This is a genomic window from Paenarthrobacter sp. NPDC091669, assembly GCF_044756725.1.
Taxonomy (GTDB): domain Bacteria; phylum Actinomycetota; class Actinomycetes; order Actinomycetales; family Micrococcaceae; genus Arthrobacter; species Arthrobacter bambusae_C.
This window is the reverse complement of sequence record NZ_JBIVTK010000016.1, coordinates 1-25,908: the sequence shown is the minus strand read 5'-3', so window position 1 is coordinate 25,908 and position 25,908 is coordinate 1. Positions and strand designations below refer to the sequence as shown.

The following is a 25,908-nucleotide window of genomic DNA, read 5'->3' as shown; positions in this document are numbered from 1 at the left end:
GGCGTGGACGGAAAACTCTTGATTGCCTTTGTCACCAGCGGGGTCTACTTGATCCTTGGCCTGGTGGCCCTTGCCCTGGAAGTGTGGGCCTTTGCGGACTGCCTGCGCCACCGCCCGACGCTCTTCGTTGCCGCTTCCAAGCGGACCAAGACGTTCTGGACCGCGCTCACCGGCATTGCTTTCGCCATTGGCGCCCTGACGGTCTTCACCGGCGGAAGCGGCTTGGGCCTCTTCGGCATCGCTGCCGTCACCGCGGCCTGCGTGTACCTGGCCGATGTCCGTCCTGCCCTGCGCGAGGCCGGCAGCGGCGGCAACCGCAACGTTGGCCCTTACGGTCCCTGGTAAGTACTTCCGGAAAGCGTTACCGGGGCGCCACCGCGTCCCACGCCACTGTCACTTCACCGAGGCGCCACCGCGCCGGTCCGTCCTGAAGCGGCCATCCGGCGTCGCGCAGTGAATGGCACATGCCTGTCCACCGCTGCCGGTTTCCGAACGACGCCAGAGGTGCCGCCTCCAGCCAGGCTTTGTCCATCGCCTGCAGGAAGGCGTGAACCGGTTCGCCGGGAATGTTCCGGTGAATCAGGGCTTTTGGCAGCCGCTCAGCGATCTCCGACGGCAGCTCGAAACTGCCGAACCGTACCGAAAAACTGAGGCTCAACGCGCGCTCGGAATCCAAGGCCACCCACGTCACCCGGCGGCCGATCTCATCACACGTGCCGTCAATGAACAGGCCACCCGGCGCCAGCCGCGACTGCACCAGCCGCCAAATCCCGGCAACGTCGGCTTCCTCATATTGGCGCAGCACATTGAAGGCGCGGACCAACACCGGATTTCCGGGCACGGGAATCTCGAAGCCCCCAACGTGGAAGCTCAGGCCGGGCCGCTCCAATGCTTTGGCGGTCCTGACGCGCTCCGGCTCGATCTCGATCCCGCAGACGCGCACGTCAGGCCGTACGGCCTGAAGACGTTCAAAAAGTTCGACGGCGGTGGCCGGCGAAGCGCCATATCCCAGGTCCACCACCAGGGGCTCGACGGCGGCGCGCAGCCGCCATGCCTGCGGCCCGGCAAGCCAACGGTCCAAACGGCGCATGCGGTTGGGATTCGTGGTGCCGCGGGTGATGTTGCCAACAGGCTTTCCGCCCCGACTGCGGGGAGAGCCCACCCGTTCCGCTTTTTGCACCACGGCCCCCACTTTATCTCGCGCGGACGTAATGCCGGGCAGGCAATGGAACCGCTCGGCTAGGATGAAAACCATGACTTACAAGCTGATTCTGCTGCGCCATGGCCACAGCGACTGGAACGCCAAGAACCTGTTCACCGGTTGGGTGGACGTAGACCTGAACGATCAAGGCCGCGAAGAAGCAGTCCGCGGTGGAGAGCTCCTGGTGGAGAACGACATCCTGCCGGACGTCCTCTATACCTCGCTCCTGAAGCGTGCCATCAACACCGCCAACATGGCACTGGATAAAGCCAACCGCGGCTGGATCCCGGTCAAGCGCGACTGGCGCCTGAACGAACGCCACTACGGCGCGTTGCAGGGCAAGGACAAGGCCCAGACCCTGGCCGAGTTCGGTGAAGAGCAGTTCATGGAATGGCGCCGCAGCTACGACACCCCGCCGCCGCCCCTGTCCGACGACAGCGAATTCTCCCAGGCACACGATGTCCGCTACAAGGATCTTGGTGACGCACTGCCGCGCACCGAGTGCCTCAAGGACGTCCTGGTACGTCTGCTCCCTTACTGGGAATCGGACATCAAGGAAGACCTCAAGGCAGGCAAGACCGTTCTGGTCACCGCCCATGGCAACTCCCTGCGCGCCCTCGTCAAGCACCTGGACGGCATCAGCGACGACGCCATCGCCGGCTTGAACATCCCCACGGGCATCCCGCTGGTCTACGAACTGGATGAGGACTTCCAGCCCATCAACCCCGGCGGAACCTACCTGGACCCCGACGCCGCAGCCCAGGCCATCCTCGCGGTAGCCAACCAGGGCAAAAAGTAGCGCTTGAGCAGTACACGACGGCGGCCGGTCACCTGAGGTGACCGGCCGCCGTCGTTGTTTCTACGGTATGAAGAGGGCTAGAAGCCTTCAGGCTGCCATTCGCCCGTCACCAGGTAGGTGACCTTGCGGGCAACGGAGACGCCGTGATCAGCGAAGCGTTCGAAGTAGCGGCTGGCCAAGGCGACGTCCACGGTGGTGGACGGGCTCTCGCTCCACTCAGGGGCGGCGATGGCCTTGAAGACGCTGAGGTGAAGGTCGTCTACGGCGATGTTGATCTTGAGGATGTCGCGGGCTACCTCGAGGTCGCGGGTCTCAAGGAGCTCGATGACTTTGGCGGTGATTTCGATGTCGTGCTGCGCCATGGCCTTGAAGGTCTGGGTCAGCGAAGCGGGGATCACGGTGGCCGGGTAGCGCAGGCGCGCCAGCTGGGCTACGTGCCGGGCGAGGTCGCCCATGCGTTCCAGCGACGCACTCATGCGCAGCGAACCCACGATCATGCGGAGGTCGCTGGCCACGGGGCCCTGCAGGGCAAGGATGTCGATGGCGCGCTCGTCGAGGCTGTTCTGCAGGAAATCGATCCGTGCATCCGCCGCGATGACGTCCTGGGCCAGATCCACGTCGGCGCCTTCGAAGGACGTTGTGGCCTTCGTGATTGCTTCGTGAACCAGCTTGGAGATCTCGATGAGGTCGTCACCTACCTGGGTGAGCTCCTCCTGAAAAACCTTGCGCACTAAGGCGTCCTTTCTTTGGAAATCCGGTTCCCTTGAAGCGGGCCGGACTTCAAAACCATTGGCAGTCCAACCAGTAACTGTGTCAGGACCCAGTGAACTGTTCGGCACCTTTAGGTGAACGTTAGTTGAACCGTCCGCGTTTGGCGCCGGATCACTGCTTGTCCGTCTTTCCACAGCATAAGCTGGAGCCGTGGATCCATTGCTCATAGGTGTCGTCGCCGGCCTCGTTGGCCTGTCGTTGGGCGTCTTTGGCATGCTCGCATTCAGGATCAGTGAGCGGCAGCGGAGCATCGTGGACCTGGACGTTACTGAGCCCCGCCTTCCTGACGGAGCCGCGGAGGTGCTTGCCGTCGTCGGGCGTGCGTTTGTTGTGGTGGACGTGATCGACGGCGTGGTGCGCGCGAGTCCCGCTGCGTATGCCTACGGCCTGGTCCGCGGTCACACGGTGGTACACAAGCAGCTCCTGGACATGACTGCAAAGGTCCGCCGCGACGGCGTGATCCTGGAGGAGCAGTACGAGCTTCCCCGTGGTCCTTTGGGCAAGGGAACCATCGTGGTGCAGGTTCGGGCGGCCATGCTGGGCCAGGAATACATCGTGCTCCTCGCGGACGACCGCACGGAAATCACCCGTACCGAAGAGATCCGCAACGACTTCGTGGCCAACGTATCCCACGAGCTCAAGACTCCCGTCGGTGCGATCTCCCTCCTGGCTGAAGCTCTGGAAGCATCGCCGGATGATGAGGAAGCCGTACGCCGCTTCGCCAAGCGCATGCACAAGGAATCCGGCCGGCTCGCAGCACTGGTGCAGGACATTATTGAACTTTCCCGCCTGCAGGGTGCCAACGTCGCCCAGCAAGGGCACGCGGTGGACATCAACACCGTGATCACCGAGGCAGTGGACCGCTCGCAGCTGCCGGCGGAGAGCAAGAACATCCAGATTGTGGTGGGTGGCCATTCAGATTCACTGGTCTTCGGCGACCGCGACCTGCTGGTGACTGCGCTGCGCAACCTGATCGACAACGCCATCCGCTACTCACCCGAAAACACCCGGGTGGGAGTGGGCATCCGAACCCGGGAAGGCGTCGTCGCCATCTCCGTGACGGACCAGGGCGAGGGTCTGACACCTGAGGATCAGGAACGCGTTTTTGAGCGCTTCTACCGCGTCGACGCCGCGCGTTCACGGCACACAGGCGGCACTGGTCTTGGCCTGAGCATCGTCAAGCACGTGGTCTCGAACCACGGCGGCGAGGTGACCGTCTGGTCCCAGCCCGGCCAGGGGTCCACGTTCACCATCCGCCTGCCGGAGATGGAAGGCCAGGACGACGACGACGCCCTTCCGGCTCCCGCTGCTGCAGGGGACGCGTCCGGGGAACGTAAGGTGCCTGCTGCCGCCGTCGAACCCCGCCAGGCGGTTCACCAAGCCAACAATGCGATTCAACAAACCCCTGTCGGGGGTAAACCCCGGATCGCGGGTCAACAAGGGGGCGCCAGCGGCGCCCAAGAGCAAGGAGCCAGCGCTTGAGCCGGATTTTGATTGTGGAGGACGAAGAGTCCTTCAGCGACCCTCTGTCCTATCTCCTGGGCAAAGAGGGCTTTGACGTCGAGGTAGTGGACAACGGCAGCGATGCCCTGGTGGAGTTCGACCGGAACGGTGCGGACCTGGTCCTTCTGGACCTGCAACTGCCAGGAACTCCGGGAACGGAGGTATGCCGTCAGTTGCGCCAGCGTTCAAGCGTGCCCGTCATCATGCTCACGGCCAAGGACTCGGAGATCGACAAGGTGGTTGGCTTGGAACTCGGCGCCGACGACTACGTCACCAAGCCCTACTCCTCGCGTGAACTGGTGGCCCGTGTCCGTGCAGTCCTGCGCCGGCAGGGCGAGCCGGAGGAGCTCATCACATCCACCGTGCAGGCTGGTCCTGTCCGCATGGACATTGAACGGCACGTGGTCAGCGTCAACGGCGAACAGGTATCACTGCCGTTGAAGGAGTTCGAACTGTTGGAGATGCTGCTCCGCAACTCGGGGCGGGTGCTGACGCGCGGCCAGTTGATTGATCGTGTGTGGGGTTCGGATTACGTTGGCGACACCAAGACGCTGGACGTTCACGTGAAACGCCTCCGCAGCAAGATCGAGCCCGATCCCTCTGCACCCCGCTACCTGGTGACGGTGCGTGGACTCGGTTACAAGTTCGAGCCGTAAAGATTTCGCTGCAACAACAGGGGTAATAACAGCAGTAACAGTAAAAGGAAGGGTCCCGCCGAAGCGGGACCCTTCCTTTGTTGTCTGGCTTGCCGCGAGCTGCCTGCTAGTGGCCGGCTGCTGCGGATTCGGTGGACGTCGACGTCGACGTCGGCGTTGCCGTGGGAGTAGGCGTGGTGGGCAGGTACTTGGTGTACTCAGCCAGCGTGCCGTCGACCACCGGAACGTTGATCGTGGCGGAGTCCGACCCGCTGCGGATGGTGACCGGAGTCAGCCCGCCGGGGATCACGCCTGCGGTGCTCAGGATGGCGGCGTCCGTGGTGTCGTTCAACAACGTCTCCGAGTTGGCCTTGACCGGGATCTCCGTCTGGGCGCCGTTCGCGCCGCTGACGGTGAGCGTCGCATCAGTGCCGGACTGGTTGAAGACGGCGCCGATTACGCGGCCCGGCTCGTTCTCACCGGAGGCAACAATCAGGATGTTGCGCAACTGCAACTGACCGAGATCAGCTTTGATCCCGTCCGATGCCGAGTACTGGTGGGTAGTCTGCTGGGCGTTGACGAATCCGCAGCCGGTGACGGACAGAAGACCGACGCCGATTGCAGCCGCCGCAATTGCCAGCTTGCCGCGCTGGACAGGGTTCATCGCAGTATTGCGCACGACACCTACTCCTCAAGAGTCATTGGAACACTTTTCAGCCATAGCCTATCGGCAAACCCGCCAAAATAAGGATTCGGGAGGCCATTGTGGCGCCGGCGCCGGAGGAGATCTTGGTCGCACGTTGCTTGCTCGAAGCATCTTTCCCGGATTACGTCAAGACCTTGGAGGAAGTCGTTTAAGGCCTTTTTCCCTGTATTGGCGCGGTAGAACAGCCTTCCGGGTGCCAGTCGTATGCCTTAATCGTGATAGACTAATCTGCGGGAAAGGGGAAAGTCCACATGGTTTTTGAGGTCGGCGAGACAGTAGTTTACCCTCACCACGGTGCAGCAAAAATTGAGGAAATCAAGATGCGCACCATCAAGGGCGAAGAGAAGATGTATCTCAAGCTCAAGGTGGCTCAGGGTGATCTGACCATTGAAGTTCCAGCAGAGAACGTTGACCTTGTTGGGGTCCGGGACGTAGTGGGCAAAGAAGGCTTGGAGCACGTATTTGACGTTCTCCGCGCCGAGTTCACTGAAGAGCCTACCAACTGGTCACGTCGTTACAAGGCGAACCTGGAGAAGCTTGCTTCGGGCGATGTCATCAAGGTGGCGGAGGTCGTTCGCGATCTTTGGCGTCGTGATCACGATCGCGGCCTTTCCGCAGGCGAGAAGCGGATGCTGGCCAAGGCGCGGCAGATTCTGATTTCAGAACTGGCCCTGGCTGAGAAGACGGACGAAGAGAAGGCTGCAAGCGTTCTTGACGAGGTCTTGGCTTCCTAAGAATTGAGCCCCGGTGGTGCGAAAGCGCCGCCGGGTTTCTTTTTGCCACAAAGTACTCTGGTGACCATGAGTAATCCTTCCAAGCGCGCCGTTACGGCCGTGATCGTGGTTGCCGCAGGTTCCGGTGAGCGCCTCGGCTACGGCATGCCCAAAGCCCAAGTTCCGCTGGGCGGCGAAGCCATCCTGATGCATGCCCTCCGTGGGGTGGTCGCGGCGGACGTCGCGCGCCAGATCTGCATCGCAGTTCCGCAAGGCGACACAGAGCTCCGCGAGCTGATCGCCGATTTCACCATTGACCTGGTGGATGGCGGCCCGGAACTCTCAGTGGTCGACGGCGGATCATCCCGTGCGGATTCCGTCCGGGCCGCTCTGGCTGCTTTGGAAGACGGTACGGAATTCGTCCTTGTGCACGATGCTGCCCGGGCCTTGGCCCCGGAGCGCGTCTTCCAGCGCGTTGCCGATGCCCTGGCCTCCGGTGCGAAAGCCGTCATTCCGGCCATGCCGGTGGTGGACACCATCAAGACCGTCGCCGGGACCACGGGCACGGACTCGTCCATTGCGCCGGAGGTGGTCACGGGAACGGCGCCGCGCGAATACCTCAGGGCCGTGCAAACGCCGCAGGGCTTCGAGCTGGCCACGCTGCGCCGCGCCCACGAGGCTGCTGGACTTTTTGACGACAAGCAAGCCGCTGCCGTGACGGACGACGCCATGCTGGTGGAGCTGCTGGGCGTGCCGGTCCACTCCGTCCGCGGGGCCAGCCAGTCCCTCAAGATCACCACTCCGCTGGACCTCATCATCGCTGAAGGCCTCCTGGAAGGTCCGCTGGGGATTCGCTGGGTGGAGGGCTGATGACGTTGAGCCAGGACGTGATCCTGCCCCGCACCGGCATTGGCATCGACGTACACGCGTTCGCCCCCGACGACGATCCCCAGCCGCTCTGGTTGGGCGGGCTCTTCTGGGAAGGCGAGCAAGGACTCTCGGGTCATTCGGACGGCGATTGTGTGGCCCACGCGGCAGCCGACGCGCTCTTCTCCGCCTGCGGGATCGGAGATCTCGGCACGCACTTCGGTACGGACCGACCGGAGTTCGCCGGAGCCCCAGGGGTCAAACTCCTCGGCGAAGCCGCCCGAATTGTCCGGGCAGCCGGCTTCGAAATCGGCAATGTCGCTGTGCAGTTCGTGGCCAACCGGCCCAAGTTCGGCCCCCGCCGGGAAGAATCCCAGAGGGTCCTGACCGAGGCCGCGGGCGCTCCGGTCAGCGTCACGGCCACTACCAGCGACGGTCTCGGCTTCACCGGCCGGGGCGAAGGTATTTCCGCTGTTGCCACCGCCCTCGTGTACCCGATGCCCGCCCACCAAGCCACCGCAACGGAGCCGGGTCCCGCGAAAGGTGCGCCGCATGGTTAAGCCGGGCGCCGGCGTCGTGCGTTCCGCGGTGATGCTTTCCGTAGGGCTCGCCGCTGCGCTCCTGCTGGGCGGTTGTGCCGGGACATCGAAGATGGACGTGGCGGCCAGCTGCGAATTCCTGAACAACGACACCTTCAAGCCCGATGGCAACCAACAGCAGCAGTCCAAACAGATCGCCGCGCACTACCACGAGATCGCTGGCAAGCTGGCTCCGGAGATCGGCAATCCGATCAAGGACATGGCGGCGATCATGGATGAAGCGGCGGCTTCATCGCTCGGCGCAGCAACCAAGGACCAGCAGGAGAAGCTCACGGTCCAATTCAATAAGATCGGCGAATACTGCAAGTAGGCAGGTCATGGCGCGTCATCGGCTAATCTGGAGCGGTGACCCTGCGCTTCTATGACACCGCCTCCGCCGAAGTCCGCGACTTCGTTCCCCTCGAAGACGGCAAGGCCAGCGTCTACTACTGCGGGGCCACTGTCCAGGGAATGCCGCACGTGGGCCACGTCAGGTCGGCCATCGCCTTCGACCAACTGACCCGCTGGCTTGAATTCCGCGGCCTCCGCGTCACCGTGGTGCGCAACGTCACCGACATTGACGACAAAATCCTTGCCAAGTCCGCCCAGTCCTTTGGGCCGGACTGGGACGCCGAACCCAGCGCGCGCCAAGCAGAAGAATGGTGGGCGTTGGCCTACCGCTACGAGCAGGATTTTGAGGACGCCTATGACTCCCTGGGAGTCCAGCGGCCAACCTACGAGCCACGCGCCACCGGCCACATCCCGGAAATGCACGCGCTCATCCAGCGCCTCATCGACCGCGGCCACGCGTACCCCGCGCTGGACGATTCCGGCGACGTGTACTTCGACGTCCGCTCCTGGAGCAAGTACGGCTCGCTGACGCGGCAGAATATTGATGACATGCAGGGGGCCCCCGACGCCGACCCCCGCGGCAAGCGCGACCCGAGGGACTTCGCGCTGTGGAAGGGTTTCAAAGACGGCGAGCCCGTTACCGCCAAGTGGGACTCCCCGTGGGGTGCCGGACGTCCCGGCTGGCACCTCGAATGCTCTGCCATGGTCACCAAATACCTTGGCCCGCGCTTCGACATCCACGGTGGGGGACTGGATCTTCGCTTCCCGCACCACGAGAACGAGATGGCCCAGTCCCAGGCTGCCGGAGACGAGTTCGCCAACTTCTGGATGCACAACGGCATGGTCACCTTCGAGGGCGAGAAGATGTCCAAGTCCATCGGCAACACGGTGAGCCCGGCCGAAATGCTGGAGCTCGCATCGCCCCGCGTGGTCCGGTACTACCTGGGCCAGGCGCACTATCGCTCCATCCTGGATTACCGCCCCACCTCACTGCAGGAGGCCGCGGCCGCCGTCGAGCGTATTGACGGTTTCATTGCCAAAGCGTCGGCCAGGATCAGCGGCTCCGCCTCTGAGGTGGCACCGCAGGCCAACATGCCGGCTGCTTTCATTGCCGCCATGGACGACGACCTCAATGTTCCGCAGGCGCTGGGTGTTCTCCACGAGACCGTCCGCGCGGGCAACACCGCGCTGGCATCCGGCGACCTCGACGCCGCCAAGGCTACCCTCTACAGCGTGCTCTCCATGACCGAAGTTTTGGGCCTGGATGCGGTCAAGCGTCCGGAAGCTGTGCAGGGACGCGAGCACGCCGCACTGGAAGTACTGATCGACGCTCAACTCGCGGCCCGGGCAGCCGCCAGGGCCAACAAGGACTGGGCCGCATCCGACGCGATCCGCGACACCCTGGCCGCCGCGGGCGTCGTCGTCGAAGATGGTGCGGACGGGGCCACCTGGAGCCTTAAACGCGACTGACAAACCCGTGCGGCGGCCGAATTGCATCGGGTCAGTAGACTTGATTCCAGACTTACTCACAAAATCAAGGATGGAATCTCATGGCCAACAATGGTCGCCGGTCGGTCAAGCAGAAGAAGGGCCCCACCACCGGAACCGGTGGCCACGGCCGCAAGGCCCTGGAGGGCAAGGGTCCCACGCCCAAGGCGGAGGAACGCACCTACCACAAGGCTTACAAGAACAAGCAGCTGGCAGAACGCTCAGCTGCCAAGCGCGGACCTGGCACCCGTCAGGGTGGCGCAGGCGCGCGCTCCGGTCCCAAGGGCCGTGCAACCGAAGAATTGGTCACTGGCCGTAACTCGGTTGTCGAAGCCCTCCGCGCCGGCATCCCGGCCAAGGCGCTGCACGTCGCCATCCGCATCGAGATGGACGACCGCGTCAAGGAATCCCTCAAACTCGCGGCCGAGCGTGGCATCCCCTTGCTCGAAACCGGCAAGGTTGAGCTGGACCGCATGACCGAGGACGCTGTCCACCAGGGCCTCGTCCTGCAGATCCCGCCGTACGAGTACGAGGACGCCTACGACCTCGCCGAGACAACCCTGGCCAAGTGGAAGAAGGGGCACATCTCCAACGCCCCCATCTTCGTAGCACTGGACGGCATCACCGATCCCCGTAACCTCGGTGCGATCATCCGCTCCGTGTCCGCGTTCAGTGGCCACGGCGTGATCGTTCCCGAGCGTCGCTCCGTGGGCGTCACCGCGTCCGCGTGGAAGACCAGCGCCGGTGCCGCTGTCCGCGTACCTGTGGCCCGCGCGTCGAACCTCAACAACGCGCTGAAGCAGTTCAAGAACATGGGCATCTACGTCCTGGGCCTGGACGGCGACGGCGACGTCTCGCTGCCCGACCTCACCGTTGCCACCGAGCCTGTCTGCATCGTGGTCGGCTCAGAAGGCAAGGGCCTCAGCCGGCTCGTCCGCGAAAACTGCGACCAGATCGTCTCCATCCCGATCGACTCTGCCATGGAGTCGCTCAACGCATCCATGGCCGTCGGGATCTCGCTCTACGAAGTGTCGCGGCAGCGCGCCGCTAAGTAGTCCTCAAGGAGGCGCCGCAAGCGCCATCCTCCGCGTGCTCGCTCGTTCCTCGCTTGGACGCACGCTTCCGGATGGCCCTTGCGGCGCCTTTTGTGCGCTGAAGTGCCGTTGGCGGAGTCGAACGCTCGCTCATGTCCCTAGGGTTTGAGTCGAACGCTCGCTCATGTCCCACGGGTTAAGGGGGCGGACTGCCACGACACCTGGCCCCGTTGCTCAGGCCGGGCGTGACGATCCCTTGAGTTTCTCGATCCCTGTGAAGCGGGTATCCCACGTGCTTTCCTTCACTCCGAGCCCTAGGGATGTGAGAGAGGGCCGGTGGGAAGGGCTAGGGATGTGAGAGAGGGCCGGTGGGAAGGGCTAGGGATGTGAGAGAGGGCCGGGGGGAAGGGCTAGGGATGTGAGAGAGGGCCGGCGGGGGAGTTAGAACCGGCGGCGGTTGGTCAGCACCGGGAGTTTCTGGCGGGCTTCCTCGACTACGGCAGGGTCCAAGTCGTAGAAGATCAGGCCGGGTTCGCCGTCGAGCGCCTCCAAGACCTGGCCGAACGGGGATACGACGGCGGAGTACCCCACTCCTGTGGGCGCGGCACCTTTGGGCTCAACGCCCTGCGTGGCGGGATCGCCCTGGCCGCACGCGAGCACGAACGTGGTCGTGTCCACGGCGCGGGCGCGGGCAAGAAGTTGCCACTGCTCGGCTTTGCCCGGCCCGGACCCCCAGGACGCCGAGACGATGTTCACCACCGCACCGCGATCGGCGTTGGCCGTGAACAAAGCCGGGAAACGGATGTCGTAGCAGGTGGCCAAACCAAAGGTGAGGCTGCCGGCGTCGAACGTTACGGGGTCTGTACCCGCCTCCACGGTGTCCGACTCAGCGAAGCCGAAAGCGTCAAAGAGATGGATCTTGTCGTAGCTCGTCTCGACGCCGGGGCCGGTGGCCAGCAGCGTGTTACGCACGCGACGGGCCCCTGTAGTCGAAGGACTGCCGGGGGTGAACATGCCGGCCACGATCACCAGCTGCAACTCGTCGGCGAGGGCGCGCACCCGGCCGGCCCACGGCCCATCCAGGGGTTCGGCAATGTCCAGCAGTGAATTCCCGAATGCGCGCATCATGGCCTCGGGGAAGACCACCAATTCGGCGCCGCCGTCTTTCGCCAGACGGGCGTACTCCTCGAGGAGCCGCAGATTGTCGGCCAGATCCCGGCCGGTGATGACTTGGGCGAGTGCCACACGCACGATAGAACCTCCAGTTGTCTCCGTCCCAGTATGCCAAGCAGGCGGGACAACAGCCGGTCCGTGCGACTTATTCACGTAGTCTCCCCGCCGCGAAGGTGACACCGGAACAGCATTCCAGCACGTGAGCGGCCCAAGTAATCCGGCCCTCACCAGGCAAGTAATCAAATCGCGATGTGGAACGTCGTCACATGCGCGGCCGGCGCGGCACATACTTGGCGTGGAACTAAACTTGCAAGCAATGGTTATGCCAATTTTTGACACAGCAGCTACCGTCGACGCCTCGCGGCCACGGCCCCTCGGACTGAGCACGCCCCAGCCCGGCCTTGACGATGCCGAAAAAACGCAGGACCACCAGGTGAACGTGGCAGTTTTCGCACCCGACCTGACAGAAGTAGAGATCGCCTTCCAGGCTCCCGGAGAGCCGTGGCGCGCCCACATCCTTCCCAACATTGAAGACGGCGTGCACTTCGGGTTGGTCAGCGGAATGCCGCCGGGCACCCGTTACGGTTTCCGCGAGGCATCGTCCGAGCGCGGCTTCCCGCTGTCCTTGCCGGCCGTGGACCTGGACGACGACGGCGAACACCGGCTGTTGCTCGACCCCTACGGCCGCGCTGTGGACCAGCGGGGCGAGTTCCTCACCAGCGTGCACGTGGAAACAGGTTTTGACTGGGGCGACGACCGTCCACCCCGCATTCCTTTGCGCACTTCCGTCATTTACGAAGCACACGTTCGTGGACAGACGATGCTGCACCCGGACATCCCGGAGCACCTCAGAGGTACCTACGCCGGTATGGCCCATCCGGTGATGATCCAGCACCTCACTGAGCTCGGCATCACGGCAGTTCAGCTCTTGCCCATCCATTTCCACTTGGATGAGTCCCACCTCCAGGACCTGGGCATGACCAACTACTGGGGCTACAACACGGCCGCCTTCTTCGCGCCTCATTCGGACTACGCCACGGAGGCAGCGCGCAACGCCGGTCCCCACGCGGTACAGGACGAGCTCAAGGGCATGATCAAGTTGCTGCACGCGGCGGGCATCGAGGTCATCCTGGACGTGGTGTACAACCACACCGCCGAAGCTGGTCCGGATGGACCGCCGCTGAGTTTCCGTGGACTCGCAGAGAAGCGCTACTACCGGCACGATGCCCATGGGCGCTACCTGGACACCACTGGCTGCGGAAACACCTTGGACTTCAGCGATCCCGTGGTGGTGGACCTGGCCTTGGATTCCTTGCGTTACTGGGTGAACGACTTCCACGTGGACGGCTTCCGCTTTGACCTTGCCGTGACTTTGTGCCGGGACGCGGGCAACTCCTTCGACCCCCAGCATCCCTTCCTGCAGGCCATTGCGGAGGACCCGGTATTGTCCGAGGTCAAGCTCATTGCCGAGCCGTGGGACGTCGGCTACGGTGGCTGGCAGACAGGCCGTTTCCCCCACGGTTGGTCGGATTGGAACGACCATTTCCGTGACGGCGTCCGCAGCTTCTGGTTGTCCGACCGCGCCGCCATCGAAGCAGGTGGCCAGGGCGGCTCCGTGGCATCGTTGGCTGAACTCATGGCCGGTTCCGCGAACCTCTTCGCATCCTCCGGGCGCACCCGGCTTGCATCGGTCAACTTCATCACGGCCCACGACGGCTTCACGTTGAAGGACCTGGTGAGCTACGACCGTAAGCACAACGAGGCCAACGGTGAGCAGAACCGCGACGGCCATGGCGATAACCGCAGCTACAACCACGGTGTGGAGGGGCGGAGCGAGAACGAGGCCATTGTGGCCGCCCGCGCCCTGTCCATCCGCAACCTGATGGCCACCCTGCTGTTGTCCTTCGGCGTCCCCATGATCACGGCAGGCGACGAAATTGGCCGGACCCAGCAGGGCAACAACAACGCCTACTGCCAGGACAACCCCACGGCATGGCTGGATTGGAGCCGCACCCAGGAAGCCAATGCCATGTTCCGGACCACGCGTGAGCTGGTCCGGCTCCGCCGCTGGTTCCTGCGTCACCAGCCTGAGAGCTTCCCAGGCAACGCGAACAATTCCAGCCTGCAATGGTTCGACGAGAAAGGTCAGCGGATGACTCCCGCACGTTGGAACGATCCCAATGTGCGCTCCGTCCAGCTCCTGATGGGGCACGAGGACAGCGAAATCCGTGGCTTGATCGTAGTGAACGGAAGCAACCAGGATGTGAAGATGGTGCTGCCGGAGATCCTGAGTGAAACGGGCATCGGCAAGCGCATGTTCGAGCTCCGCTTCACAACGTCGGTGCTGCATGAACGGCGGAAGGGCGCGTTGGTGGCCTCAGGCGAGCGGGATATCCTGCAAGCCAACACCATCAACATCTACCGCACGTAGGCACTCACCCTTCAGGAGCTCTTCGCATGAACCGCAGCCGCAGCAAACTGGTGGCGTTCGCGGGGTTGGTGATCGCCGTCGTCGTGTTGGTGGTCGCCATGGTGGGCGGTGGCGGGCTCACGGCGCCAACCACGACGCCGGAACCTGGCTCCGCGTCGTCGTCGGCCGCTGCGGTGGCAAACCCCTCAACGCTGCCCACCATCAATGCCTCACACTTGCCCAAGGAAGCCCGCCAAACGCTGGCCCTGATCGCCAAGGGCGGCCCCTATCCATACGACCGTGACGGCGTAAACTTCGGCAATTTTGAAGGCCTCCTGCCCAAGAAGACCAGCGGCTTCTACAAGGAGTACACGGTCAGGACGCCCGGAGAGTCGGACCGGGGCGCCCGCAGAATCGTCGTGGGCAAGGACTCAGCCAAGTACTACACCGCGGACCATTATGAGTCGTTCAAGTTCATCGTCGAAGGCAAGTAGGAGCCCATGAAGATATATTCCGCAGACACCTGGACCCTGGAAGAACTGCAGGAACAGATTTCCGACGCCGGTCGCAGGACCGTGATGGTCCCCCCGGCAACCACCAAACAGGCGGTCCTGGAAGTCTTCGCCCAGGTATTGGACTTCCCCGAGTACTACGGCGTGAACCTGGACGCCCTGAACGACTCCCTGCACGACTACGCCGACGCCCTTTCAGAGGACGACGGCGGCCCCGTCACCATGATCTGGCAGGTACCGGCCGCCTACCGCACAGACCGATCCTTCGGGGTAGTCTGCGAAGTCCTCCAAGACGCAGAGCGCTACGCTGGCCGCGACCTCGCAGTCATCGCGGTCTTCGAGAACTAGTCGCGCCAACGGGCCCTATGGATCCCAAACGTAGCAAGCCTTGAGACGCAATTGGCGACCGTGACCCGGCAGCGCACGAGGGTTACGGTCGCCAATTGGGCTACGGAGGACTAGGCGTTCGCGATCAATCCCAGTTCAGCCTTGGAAGCCAGCGCCGAGTGCTTCGGGAACACCCGGACGGTGTAGCCGAAGGAGCCGGACCGGTTGATGACCAGGGAGCCGTGGAAGAGGTGACGTCCGCCGCCGAGGTCTTCCAGGGAGTCCAGTTCGGCCACCACTATGTCCTCGAGCTCGTCGGATTCCTCCGCCCGCCCAAAGGCTACCTCGACGGACACGTCGTCCGGGGTGAGGCTGTTGAGGGCTACGTAGGCATTGACCTGGAGTGAGTCGCCTACCTGGGGTTCCTCGGAGACCCCCACGGAGTCAACGTGTTCCACCACTACCTGCGGCCACGCGTTCCGGACCTTGGTAGTCCAAGCGGCGAGTTCCTTGGCTTCCTTGAAGGCCTCGGCAACAGCCCTGCGCCCCGAAACAGCGGCCGGGCAGTAGAGGTTGTTGACGTAGTCGTGGAGCATGCGTTCCGCGGAAACGGCGGGGCCGAGGTTTGCCAGGGTGTGCTTGATCATGGACACCCAGTGGGTGGGCACGGTCTCGCGGCTGGACTCGGACGGTCCTGCAGCTCCGGCGCCTTGGGCAACGGTGGTGCCGTAGAAGCGCGGAGCTACCTGGTTTTCGAGGAGCTCGTACAGTGCGGATGCTTCGATGTCGTCGCGTTCGTCGGCGGACGCGCCGTTGTTGGCGGTGGGGATCGCCCAGCCGTTTTCGCCGTCGTACATTTCGTCCCACCAGCCGTCCAGGACGGACAGGTTAAGCGAGCCGTTGATGGCGGCCTTCATGCCGGACGTGCCGCAGGCTTCCAACGGGCGCAGCGGGTTGTTGAGCCAGACGTCGCAGCCCGGGAACAGGGTCCGTGCCATGGCGATGTCGTAGTTCGGCAGGAAGACGATCCTGTGCCGGACTTCGGGATCGTCGGTGAAGCGGACCAGGTCCTGGATCATCTTCTTGCCGGCGTCGTCTGCGGGGTGCGATTTGCCGGCGATAACCAGCTGGATGGGGTGTTTCGGATCCAGCAGCAGGGCCTTCAAACGTGCGGGGTCGCGCAGCATGAGGGTAAGTCGCTTGTAGGTGGGCACGCGCCGGGCAAAGCCGATGGTGAGCACGTCCGGGTCCAGGACGGAGTCGGTCCAGCCGAGCTCGGCGTCGGCGGCGCCGCGCTTCTTCCAGGAGGCACGGAGCCGGCGTCGGACGTCGTCAATGAGTTGGGCGCGGAGCTCGCGGCGGAGTGCCCAGACGTCTTCGTCGCTGACGTTGTAGGCGAGGTCCCAGCGACCCAGCGCTTCAGCCTCGGCACCAAACTGGTTCCGGGCCAGGGTGGAGATGCGGGGGTCCACCCAGGTGGGGACGTGGACGCCGTTGGTGACCGACGTGATGGGGATCTCAGAGTGGTCGAATCCTGGCCACAGGCCGGCGAACATTTCGCGGGAGACCACGCCGTGCAGCTTGGCCACGCCGTTGGCCCGCTGCGCCAGGCGCAGGCCCATGACTGCCATGTTGAACACGGAAGGGTTTCCGCCGTCGAAGCTTTCGCGGCCGAGTTCCAGGATGCGGTCCGTGGGCACGGCCGGTGCCAGGCCTGCTTCGAAGAAGTGCTTGATCTGGACGGTCTCGAAGCGGTCGATGCCGGCGGGGACGGGCGTGTGCGTCGTGAAGACGGTGGACGCGCGTCCGGCAGCGAGGGCCTCGTCCCAGCTGAGGGGCACGGTGGGATCGGACATGGCTTCCTGGATGCGTTCGATGCCCAGGAATCCTGCGTGGCCTTCGTTGGTGTGGAAAACTTCCGGCGCGGGTGTGCCGGTGAGTTCCTGGTAGACGCGGAGGGCTTTGACACCGCCCATGCCCAGGAGGAGTTCCTGCTGGAGCCGGTGGTCGCCCCCGCCGCCGTAGAGGCGGTCTGTGATGCCGCGGGCGGCCTCATCGTTGGAGGGAACGTTGGAGTCCAGCAGCAGCAGCGGAACGCGTCCGACGTCGGCACGCCAGACGTGCGCGTGGAGCTCGCGGCCGTTGGGCAACGGAAGGGAGATGTGGACGGGCTTGCCGGGCATGCCATCCTTGCCGGGGTGGCGAAGAAGCGTGAGGGGAAGTCCGTCGGGGTCCAGCACCGGGTAGGTTTCCTGCTGCCAGGCATCCCGGGACAGGGACTGCTTGAAGTAGCCGGCCTGGTAGAGGAGCCCGACGCCGATCAACGGCACGCCGAGGTCTGAGGCGGCCTTGAGGTGGTCGCCGGCCAGGATGCCGAGGCCGCCCGAGTACTGCGGAAGAACCTCGGTGATGCCGAATTCGGGGGAGAAGTACGCAATGCAGGCGGGAGCGTCTTCGCCGAGGCCCTGGTACCAGCGCGGTTCGCTGAGGTACCGGTCCAGGTCGGAGGCAGCGGCCTGAACGCGCTCCACCACGTCGCCGTTGTTGGCGAGGTCCTGCAGTTGTTCGCGGCTGATGGACCCCAGAAGGGCAATGGGGTCGTGCTGCGACGCCTCCCACAGAGCCGGGTTAAGGCTCGCGAAAAGTTCCCGTGTGGGCCGGTGCCAGGACCAGCGCAGGTTGGTCGCCAATCGGGCCAGGGGCCGGATGGGCTCGGGGAGGACGGTACGGACTGTAAACCTTCGAATAGCCTTCACGAGCGCCACACTAACGGACGGACATGGCAGTCGGAACTGGATTGGGTTTCTTTTAGGTAAAAGTCATCTTGCGTCGAGTAGATAGGTCGTGTGCTTAGCATTCTGTGATTTTTGTCGCTAACGTCGTGGTTGTGACGAAAACTGCGCGAACCATCATCGCACTGAAATCCAAGACGACTACGGACATCACCCAGGGACTGCGCTTCGGCCGCTTCCCGATCACTGCCGTGCAGCCGGTGGTTGAGGGTGGCCGTTTCCCGGCGAAGGCTTTGCCAGGCGAGGACCTCGTTGTCGGCGCCACGGTCTTCCGTGAGGGCCATGACCAGCTCGGCGTGTCCGCCGTGCTGCTTGATCCCCGGGGCAAGGAACGCCAACGCGTCCGCCTGAGCCCTGCAGAGGGTGGGCAGTGGAAGGGCTTGGACCGCTGGGAGGGCCTGATCACGCCCACCGGTACTGGGGCATGGTCGTTCGTTATCGAGGCGTGGCACGACCGTTATGGCACCTGGCACCACAACGCCGAGGTCAAGGTAGGCGCCGGCATCGACGTTGAGTTGATGCTCGCCGAGGGCGCTGCCCTCCTCGCGGAAGCAGCCGACGACGCCGGACGCAGCGCTGTTGAGAAGCGCACCTTGCGTGCCGCTTCCGTCGTGCTGGCCGATACCACCAAGACTGCCGAGGAGCGCCTTGGCGCCGGTTTCAGCCCTGAGGTGCTGGCCGCCGTCGGACGTGTTCCGATCCGCGAATTGGTGACTGTTTCCGAACGTTTCCCGCTGCAGGTGGAGCGCGACCTCGCGGGCCGCGGTTCCTGGTACGAGTTCTTCCCCCGTTCAGAGGGCGCTGTGCTGGATCACTCCACAGGCGTCTGGACTTCCGGTAACTTCCGCACGGCAGCCCAGCGGCTCGATGCCGTGGCGGAGATGGGTTTCGATGTCATTTACCTGCCGCCCATCCACCCGATCGGTTTCCAGCACCGCAAAGGCCGCAACAATACCTTGACGCCGGGACCGCAGGACCCGGGTTCGCCGTGGGCCATCGGTTCCAAGGACGGTGGCCACGACGCCATCCACCCTGAACTGGGCACCTTTGATGATTTCGACGCCTTTGTGGCGCGCGCCAACGAGCTGGGGCTTGAGGTCGCCTTGGACCTTGCCCTGCAGGCAGCCCCGGACCACCCGTGGGTGACGTCCAACCCTGAGTGGTTCACCACACGGGTGGACGGTTCCATCGCTTACGCGGAAAACCCGCCGAAGAAGTACCAGGACATTTATCCCCTGAACTTTGACAACGACCCCACCGGACTGTCCAAGGAAATCCTGCGGATCGTGCAGTTGTGGATCAGCCACGGCGTGAAGATTTTCCGCGTGGACAATCCGCACACCAAGCCTGTGTGGTTCTGGGAATGGCTGATCGGCAAGATCAACAAGAAGAACCCCGAGGTTGTCTTCCTGGCGGAGGCCTTCACACGCCCGCCGATGATGCACGCCTTGGGGCGTGCGGGCTTCCAGCAGTCCTACAGCTACTTCACGTGGCGGAACACCAAGACCGAGCTGGAGGAGTACTTCCACGAAGTCAGCCATGAGAGCCCGGCGTTCTTCCGCCCGAACTTCTTTGTGAATACGCCGGACATCCTCACCGAGTACCTGCAGTACGGCGGTCCGGCCGCCTTCCGCATCCGGGCTGCACTGGCTGCTACGGCCAGTCCGCTCTGGGGCGTCTACGCAGGGTACGAGCTCTACGAGCACGTGGCCCGTCCGGGTGCCGAGGAATACATCGACAACGAAAAGTACGAGTACAAGGCGAGGGACTGGGAGGGCGCAGCCGAATCCGGACGCACTCTGGCGCCGTACATCACCAGGCTCAACACCATCCGCAAGAAGCACGTGGCGCTGGGCGACCTGCAGAACCTGACGCTGCACAGCAGCACTGATGATGCCACGATCGTGTACTCCAAGCACAAGACGCTGCCGGACGGCACCAAGGACACCTTGATCATTGTGGTCAATGTGGATCCGCACAGCACCCGCGAAAGCACGGTCTCCCTGGACCTCGCGGCCCTGCAACTGGATCCACGGGACCTTAACGACGACGGCCGGTTCCGGGTGGATGACCTCATCAGCGGCGAGAGCTGGGAGTGGGGCGAGCACAACTACGTCCGGCTGGATGCGCATGTTGAACCGGCACACATCCTGAGCATCCGGAGGCAGCCTTAGTGAGTTTTTCTCCGCAGAACCCCAGCCAGTACTTCACTCCGAAGAACACCTTCGAGTTGAACGCCCCCGGTCTCCAGCATGATCCACACTGGTACCGCAAGGCAGTCTTCTACGAGGTACTGGTGCGGGCCTTTGCGGATGCCAACGGGGATGGCTCCGGCGATTTCCATGGGTTGATCGAGAAACTGGACTACCTTCAGTGGCTGGGCGTTGACTGCCTCTGGTTGCCACCGTTCTTCCATTCGCCGCTGCGGGATGGCGGCTATGACATTGCGGACTACACGTCCGTGTTGGATGAGTTTGGCACCATCAGCGACTTCAAGCGGTTGGTTGCCGAGGCACATGCCCGGGGCGTCCGCGTGATCATCGACCTTCCGTTGAACCACACCTCGGACCAGCACCCGTGGTTCCAGGAATCGCGCAAGGACCCCACGGGACCCTACGGTGATTTCTACGTCTGGAGCGATACGGACGAGAAGTACCAGGACGCCCGCATCATCTTCGTTGACACCGAAGAATCCAACTGGACGTTCGATCCCATCCGGCGGCAGTTCTTCTGGCACCGTTTCTTCAGCCACCAGCCGGACTTGAACTTCGAGAACCCCAAAGTCATCGAAGCGCTCTACGACGTGATCCGGTTTTGGCTGGACCAGGGGATCGACGGCTTCCGGGCGGACGCCATTCCCTACCTGTTCGAAGAAGATGGCACCAATTGCGAGAACCTGCCGGCCACGCACACTTTCCTGCAGGACCTTCGGCGCATGGTGGACGCGAACTATCCCGGCCGGGTGATCATTGCGGAGGCCAACCAGCCGCCGCATGAAGTGGTGGAGTACTTCGGTACCGAGGAAGCACCCGAGTGCCATATGGCGTTCCACTTCCCCATCATGCCGCGGCTCTATTACGCCCTGCGGGACCAGAAGGCCGCACCCATCATCGAGACCCTGCGGGAGACCCCGGAAATTCCCAAGGGTGCCCAGTGGGGAACTTTCCTGCGCAACCATGATGAACTCACCCTGGAGATGGTGCCGGCAGAGGAACGCGCCGCGATGCTTGGTTGGTATGCCCCTGATCCCCGGATGAGGGCCAACATCGGCATCCGCCGCCGGCTCGCGCCGCTGCTGGACAATTCCCGGTCCGAGATTGAGCTCATCAATGCCCTGCTCCTTTCCCTGCCCGGCAGTCCCTTCCTGTATTACGGGGATGAGATCGGGATGGGCGACAACATTTGGCTCGATGACCGTGATGCCGTCCGCACGCCAATGCAGTGGAACCCGGACCGCAACGCAGGTTTCTCCGGAGCAGATCCGGGCAAGCTGTACCTACCGGTCATCCAGTCGCTGGTTTACAACTACGGCATGGCCAACGTTGAGGCCCAGGCCGCGCACTCCGGTTCGCTGTTGCGCTGGACCCGTCAGATCCTCAGCGTCCGCAAGAACCACCCGGTGTTTGGTTTGGGCGGCTTCCGGCACATCGAAGCCGATCATGAAGTGGTGTTGGCCTATGTACGGGAATTGCCTCCAGGCAACGCCGAGGGCGAGGACGCCGAAACCATTCTGTGCGTCTTCAACCTCTCCCAGCACCCTGTGGCGGCAACGCTGGACATCCCCGAATTCGCGGGCCGCGGCCTGCGCGATATTTTCGGCGGCCAGCCATTCCCGGCCGTCGGCGACAACGGTCATCTGACCGTGATGCTGGGCAGCCACAGCTTCTACTGGCTGCGGGTGCGCTCGGCCTTTTCCAATCCCTCTTCGCCTTTTACCCAGGCGATTCCCGTGGTGACCTCCAAAGGATGAGATGAGCAAGGCAAACTTGAACCCCTCCGTTGAAGGACTTCTCCGTCACTGGCTGCCAGGCAAGCGCTGGTTCCCGGTCAAGAGCCCCGACTTTGCGCTGGAGCAGGTAGGCGCAGTCAGCCTCCCTGGCGCAGGCGGTGACACGGCTTTTGAGGTGGTGCTGCTGGCGGTGACCCACCGGACGTCCGACGGCGGTCCCCGGACTGACGTGGTGCAGGTTCCGTTGAGCTATCGGAGCCAGCCACTGGTGGACGCTCCGGCGGCATTGTTGGGCGAGTTCACGGACGACTCGGGCCTCCGCCTGGTGTACGACGCCGTGTACGATTCCGACTTCGTCACCGCCTGGCTGGAGCTGATGCGGAGCGAAGGCAGCGTGGGAGGTGCGCGCGGACACCTCACGCGTGGCCGCGTCGCGCTTCCGGAGAACCCCACTTCCGTACGGGTCCTGTCCGGCGAGCAGTCCAACACGTCCGTCATCATCGACGACGGCGATTCGGCCGCGATCGTGAAGATCTTCCGTGTGCTGGCGGCAGGAAAGAATCCTGAAGTCGAGCTTGGCGCCGCCCTGACCGCAGCCGGGACCACCGAGGTTCCTGCGACGCTGGGCTGGATCACCGGCTCGTGGGAGGGGCCGGCATCGAACGGATCCGTGCCGGCCGCCGGCGAACTGACCGTGGCCCATGAATTCCTGCTCGGTGGGTTGGACGCCTGGCGGTTGGCCGTCGAAGCAGCCGCAGCCGGTAAGGATTTCACCGCCGAGGCCCGCGGGCTTGGGGCAGCGACCGCCACGGTTCACGCCAGGCTGGCGGAAACGTTCGGTACCCAGGACGGTCAGGAACAGGGCCCCGACATCATCGCGACTGTAGCCCGTCGTGTCCGCCAGTCGTGGGCTGAGGCGGCATCCGCCGTCGGGCCCTATGACGATAACCTCGACCAACTGCTGGCCGCACTGGATCCCCGGGATGTAGGGCAACTGCAGCGTGTCCACGGAGACCTGCACCTGGGGCAGATCCTGTTGGTTCCGGGCGCTGAGGGACAGCCCGGGCGGTGGGCCATCCTCGACTTCGAGGGCGAGCCGCTGCGGACCATCGACGAGCGCAATAATCCTGATCTTCCCCTGCGCGATGTCACGGGAATGCTGCGATCCTTCGACTATGCGGCGGGTGCCGCCACGCGCGAAAATTCCCACGCCACCGTCCCCGAAACCTGGGTGGATGACTGCGCTGCAGCGTTCCTTGAGGGGTACAGCGACGTCACCCCCGGAACCATAGACCGCCGCTCGCCGCTCTTTGTGGCATTGTGGCTGGACAAGGCCTTATACGAGGTGGTGTACGAGTTGCGGAACCGGCCCGACTGGCTGTCGATTCCGGTCAACGCATCACGACGAATCCTCGACAATACAAGCCGCGGCAAGCATGCGGCAGCTACAGCGGAAGGTAATGATATGACTGGCTCTGCACGCACCGAACGGCCCCGAGTTCCCTTGCACGTGGACTCCGAGACCTTGGAACGCGTGGCAGCCGGCGCCTATCACGCGCCGCACTCGGTCCTCGGAGCACACTTGGACGACCACGGCCACGTCACGGTCCGTACGGTAAAGCACCTCGCGAAGTCCGTGGCGGTGGTGACCGAAAACGGCCGCACCGACATGGAGCATGAAGCCCATGGCGTGTGGGCCGCCGTCCTGGAACCGCTGCAGGCCGGCCACGTGCCGGACTACCGTTTGGAAGTGGTGTACGACGTCGAACCCGTCACCATCGATGACCCGTACCACTACCTGCCTACCGTGGGTGAAGTGGACCTGCACCTGATCGGTGAAGGTCGTCATGAGCGCCTGTGGGATGTGCTCGGCGCGCATGTGCAGCATTACCGTTCCGCGCTCAGCGAGGTGGACGGTGTCTCGTTCGCAGTGTGGGCTCCGAACGCGCAGGCGGTCCGCGTCAAGGGCGACTTCAACGGCTGGGACGGCCGTCAGCACGGCATGCGTTCCCTTGGTTCCTCCGGGGTCTGGGAACTCTTCATTCCGGGGGTTGTAGCAGGGGCGTGCTACAAATACGAGATTCTGACCAAGTCCGGTCACTGGATTGAAAAAGCCGACCCGTTGGCGTTCGGTACCGAGGTTCCGCCGCTGACGGCGTCGCGCGTTGTGGACGCAAGCTACAGGTTCAAGGACGCGGAGTGGATGGCAGCCCGCGCCCGGAAGGACCCGCACAACTCGCCCATGAGCGTCTACGAAGTGCACTTGGGTTCCTGGCGGCTGGGTCTTGGCTACAAGGAACTTGCCAAGGAACTCGTGGAATACGTGAAGTGGCTCGGGTTCTCCCACGTCGAGTTCATGCCGGTCGCAGAGCACCCCTTCGGTGGTTCGTGGGGCTACCAGGTGACGTCCTACTTCGCTCCGACCTCACGCTTCGGACACCCGGACGAGTTCCGCTTCCTGGTGGATTCACTCCACCAGGCCGGCATCGGCGTCCTCCTCGACTGGGTACCTGCCCACTTCCCCAAGGACTCCTGGGCCCTGGCACAGTTCGACGGTCAGCCGCTGTACGAGCACTCGGACCCTGCCTTGGGCGAGCACCCGGACTGGGGAACCCTGATCTTCGATTTCGGGCGCAGCGAGGTCCGCAACTTCCTGGTGTCCAATGCGCTGTACTGGCTGGAAGAATTCCACATCGATGGCCTGCGGGTGGACGCTGTTGCCTCGATGATCTACCTGGACTACTCCCGTGAAGAAGGACAGTGGAAGCCCAACAAGTTCGGCGGCCGCGAGAACCTCGAAGCGATTTCCTTCATGCAGGAAGTCAACGCCACCGTCTACAAGTCCCACCCCGGGGCCATCATCATCGCCGAGGAATCCACCGCCTTCCCGGGTGTCACCGCGCCCACCAACCACGGCGGCCTGGGCTTCGGGCTCAAATGGAACATGGGCTGGATGCACGATTCCCTCAAGTACATCTCCGAAGATCCCATCAACCGCAAGTGGCACCACGGCACCATCACGTTCTCCATGGTTTACGCCTTCACCGAGAACTTCCTGCTGCCCATCAGCCACGATGAAGTAGTTCACGGCAAAGGCTCCATGCTCCGGAAGATGCCCGGCGACCGTTGGCAGCAGTTGGCCAACCTGCGCGCCTTCTTCGCCTACCAGTGGGCACATCCGGGCAAGCAACTCATCTTCATGGGCACCGAGTTCGGCCAGGAAGCCGAATGGTCCGAGCAATATGGACTGGACTGGTTCCTCGCCGAAATTCCAGCCCACCGTGGGCTGCAGCTTCTGGTCAAGGACCTCAACGGGCTCTACACCTCGACGCCTGCTCTGTACCAGAGGGACAACGAGGCCGGCGGTTTCCAGTGGATCAACGGTGGGGATGCCGACCACAACGTCCTGACCTTCATTCGCTGGGATCAGGACGGTAAGCCGTTGGTCTGCGCAGTGAACTTCTCCGGCGGTCCGCACAAGGACTACATCCTGGGTGTGCCCGCAGCCGGGGAGTGGACCGAAGTCCTGAACACCGACTCGGAAACGTATGGCGGCTCCGGAGTGGTGAATGCAGGTTCCCTGAACGCCTCGTCGCCCGGAACCGATGGCCAGCCAGCAGTGTTGACCGTCACTCTTCCTCCGCTCGGCGCCTCTTGGTTCGCGCCGGCCGGGTAGCTTGAGGGTACGTACTCATCCCGTGGGGCAGTAGCTTCTGAGGCGGAGAGGGTCCGGAGCCATGCTTCCGGGCCCTCTTCCCTTTGTTTCCGGGGATTTTGTTAGTCGAAGCGACCGTGTCGTTGCGGGGTTTTGCCATCACGGGGAAGTAGGGGTATAGTTAGTACCCGCGCTGCTCCCCAGTGGAGGACGGTGAATCTGACAAGAAACCGCAAGGAAAATCAAGTCAAGTTCGCCGATTTGACCCGGAGGCAGGCAGCGTGTAAGTTTGAAAAGTTGCTCCGGAGCGATCCAGCGAAGGCTGGTGGTACTGCTTTGGAATAGTGACCTGTTGTTTGAGAACTCAATAGTGTGCCAAGTTTGTTGATACCGATTGTTTTATTGATTGGTTGAAATTATGGCTGGATCATTGCGCACCCCCGT

At 63.5% G+C, this 25,908-nt stretch carries 21 protein-coding genes; 16 read left to right on the top strand and 5 right to left on the bottom strand.

Annotated elements, in window-relative coordinates; genetic code table 11:
* Window positions 1–3: 3 nt before the first annotated feature.
* Window positions 4–345, top strand: coding sequence for a DUF2516 family protein (locus ACIQLI_RS20985; protein WP_354232666.1), 342 nt, complete (start codon window positions 4–6; stop codon window positions 343–345).
* 16 nt (window positions 346–361) lie between these two features.
* Here ACIQLI_RS20985 and ACIQLI_RS20980 read toward each other — a convergent pair whose 3' ends face one another.
* Window positions 362–1,183: a class I SAM-dependent methyltransferase gene (locus ACIQLI_RS20980; RefSeq protein ID WP_400392033.1), complete on the bottom strand. Its 822-nt coding sequence runs from the start codon at window positions 1,181–1,183 to the stop codon at window positions 362–364.
* A 70-nt stretch (window positions 1,184–1,253) separates the two neighbouring features.
* Between ACIQLI_RS20980 and ACIQLI_RS20975 the strand changes: the two genes are divergently transcribed.
* Complete coding sequence (locus ACIQLI_RS20975) at window positions 1,254–2,000, top strand: phosphoglyceromutase (protein ID WP_089597194.1); 747 nt, start codon at window positions 1,254–1,256, stop codon at window positions 1,998–2,000.
* Between the two features lie 77 nt (window positions 2,001–2,077).
* Here ACIQLI_RS20975 and phoU read toward each other — a convergent pair whose 3' ends face one another.
* A complete protein-coding gene (phoU, locus tag ACIQLI_RS20970; RefSeq protein ID WP_026548399.1) occupies window positions 2,078–2,731 on the bottom strand; it encodes a phosphate signaling complex protein PhoU in 654 nt (217 codons plus the stop codon).
* Window positions 2,732–2,930: 199 nt separating this feature from the next.
* On the opposite strand from phoU, the gene ACIQLI_RS20965 reads away from it, so the two are divergent.
* Both ACIQLI_RS20965 and ACIQLI_RS20960 read left to right on the top strand, forming a co-directional pair.
* Window positions 2,931–4,253, top strand: coding sequence for a sensor histidine kinase (locus tag ACIQLI_RS20965; protein WP_400392218.1), 1,323 nt, complete (start codon window positions 2,931–2,933; stop codon window positions 4,251–4,253).
* A complete protein-coding gene (locus tag ACIQLI_RS20960) occupies window positions 4,250–4,930 on the top strand; it encodes a response regulator transcription factor (protein WP_020608526.1) in 681 nt (226 codons plus the stop codon). The genes ACIQLI_RS20965 and ACIQLI_RS20960 overlap by 4 nt, the downstream gene beginning before the upstream one ends.
* Window positions 4,931–5,036: 106 nt before the next feature.
* Here the strand turns inward: ACIQLI_RS20960 and ACIQLI_RS20955 are convergent, their stop codons facing one another.
* A complete protein-coding gene (locus ACIQLI_RS20955; protein WP_354232736.1) occupies window positions 5,037–5,573 on the bottom strand; it encodes a hypothetical protein in 537 nt (178 codons plus the stop codon).
* A gap of 293 nt (window positions 5,574–5,866) precedes the next feature.
* Here ACIQLI_RS20955 and ACIQLI_RS20950 point away from each other — a divergent pair, with 293 nt between their 5' ends.
* The 6 genes from ACIQLI_RS20950 to rlmB all read left to right on the top strand — a co-directional run bounded on the left by ACIQLI_RS20950 (window position 5,867) and on the right by rlmB (window position 10,667).
* Window positions 5,867–6,349, top strand: a complete 483-nt coding sequence (locus ACIQLI_RS20950; protein ID WP_011690592.1) for a CarD family transcriptional regulator — start codon at window positions 5,867–5,869, stop codon at window positions 6,347–6,349.
* Between the two features lie 66 nt (window positions 6,350–6,415).
* Window positions 6,416–7,198 carry a 2-C-methyl-D-erythritol 4-phosphate cytidylyltransferase gene (gene ispD / locus ACIQLI_RS20945; RefSeq protein ID WP_354232664.1) on the top strand — a complete coding sequence of 261 codons (783 nt, stop codon included), beginning with the start codon at window positions 6,416–6,418 and terminating at the stop codon, window positions 7,196–7,198.
* Window positions 7,198–7,755 (top strand): 2-C-methyl-D-erythritol 2,4-cyclodiphosphate synthase, encoded by a 558-nt coding sequence (gene ispF, locus ACIQLI_RS20940; RefSeq protein WP_400392030.1) that lies wholly within the window; start codon window positions 7,198–7,200, stop codon window positions 7,753–7,755. The genes ispD and ispF overlap by 1 nt, the downstream gene beginning before the upstream one ends.
* Window positions 7,748–8,104 carry a hypothetical protein gene (locus ACIQLI_RS20935; RefSeq protein ID WP_400392027.1) on the top strand — a complete coding sequence of 119 codons (357 nt, stop codon included), beginning with the start codon at window positions 7,748–7,750 and terminating at the stop codon, window positions 8,102–8,104. Before ispF ends, ACIQLI_RS20935 begins: the two co-directional genes overlap by 8 nt.
* 35 nt (window positions 8,105–8,139) lie before the next feature.
* Window positions 8,140–9,594 carry a cysteine--tRNA ligase gene (cysS, locus tag ACIQLI_RS20930; protein ID WP_400392024.1) on the top strand — a complete coding sequence of 485 codons (1,455 nt, stop codon included), beginning with the start codon at window positions 8,140–8,142 and terminating at the stop codon, window positions 9,592–9,594.
* A gap of 80 nt (window positions 9,595–9,674) precedes the next feature.
* Window positions 9,675–10,667, top strand: a complete 993-nt coding sequence (gene rlmB / locus ACIQLI_RS20925; protein WP_223941908.1) for a 23S rRNA (guanosine(2251)-2'-O)-methyltransferase RlmB — start codon at window positions 9,675–9,677, stop codon at window positions 10,665–10,667.
* A gap of 420 nt (window positions 10,668–11,087) precedes the next feature.
* Here rlmB and ACIQLI_RS20920 read toward each other — a convergent pair whose 3' ends face one another.
* A complete protein-coding gene (locus ACIQLI_RS20920; RefSeq protein WP_400392020.1) occupies window positions 11,088–11,897 on the bottom strand; it encodes a carbon-nitrogen hydrolase family protein in 810 nt (269 codons plus the stop codon).
* 238 nt (window positions 11,898–12,135) lie between these two features.
* Between ACIQLI_RS20920 and glgX the strand changes: the two genes are divergently transcribed.
* The 3 genes from glgX to ACIQLI_RS20905 are packed head-to-tail and all read left to right on the top strand — an operon-like array spanning window position 12,136 to window position 15,089.
* A complete protein-coding gene (gene glgX / locus ACIQLI_RS20915) occupies window positions 12,136–14,250 on the top strand; it encodes a glycogen debranching protein GlgX (RefSeq protein WP_400392017.1) in 2,115 nt (704 codons plus the stop codon).
* A 26-nt stretch (window positions 14,251–14,276) separates the two neighbouring features.
* Window positions 14,277–14,723: a ribonuclease domain-containing protein gene (locus ACIQLI_RS20910; protein ID WP_400392014.1), complete on the top strand. Its 447-nt coding sequence runs from the start codon at window positions 14,277–14,279 to the stop codon at window positions 14,721–14,723.
* A gap of 6 nt (window positions 14,724–14,729) precedes the next feature.
* Complete coding sequence (locus ACIQLI_RS20905; protein WP_207596380.1) at window positions 14,730–15,089, top strand: barstar family protein; 360 nt, start codon at window positions 14,730–14,732, stop codon at window positions 15,087–15,089.
* Window positions 15,090–15,199: 110 nt separating this feature from the next.
* Here the strand turns inward: ACIQLI_RS20905 and glgP are convergent, their stop codons facing one another.
* A complete protein-coding gene (glgP, locus tag ACIQLI_RS20900) occupies window positions 15,200–17,824 on the bottom strand; it encodes an alpha-glucan family phosphorylase (RefSeq protein WP_400392011.1) in 2,625 nt (874 codons plus the stop codon).
* A 125-nt stretch (window positions 17,825–17,949) separates the two neighbouring features.
* Here glgP and ACIQLI_RS20895 point away from each other — a divergent pair, with 125 nt between their 5' ends.
* Genes ACIQLI_RS20895 through ACIQLI_RS20885 form a run of 3 tightly spaced genes read left to right on the top strand, consistent with a single transcriptional unit; the run spans window position 17,950 to window position 25,485 of the window.
* On the top strand, window positions 17,950–20,034 hold the full coding sequence (locus ACIQLI_RS20895) for an alpha-1,4-glucan--maltose-1-phosphate maltosyltransferase (RefSeq protein ID WP_400392214.1): 2,085 nt from the start codon (window positions 17,950–17,952) through the stop codon (window positions 20,032–20,034).
* Window positions 20,034–21,830, top strand: a complete 1,797-nt coding sequence (gene treS, locus ACIQLI_RS20890; protein WP_400392008.1) for a maltose alpha-D-glucosyltransferase — start codon at window positions 20,034–20,036, stop codon at window positions 21,828–21,830. Before ACIQLI_RS20895 ends, treS begins: the two co-directional genes overlap by 1 nt.
* A gap of 1 nt (window position 21,831) precedes the next feature.
* On the top strand, window positions 21,832–25,485 hold the full coding sequence (locus ACIQLI_RS20885; protein WP_400392005.1) for a 1,4-alpha-glucan branching enzyme: 3,654 nt from the start codon (window positions 21,832–21,834) through the stop codon (window positions 25,483–25,485).
* Window positions 25,486–25,908 lie beyond the last annotated feature (423 nt).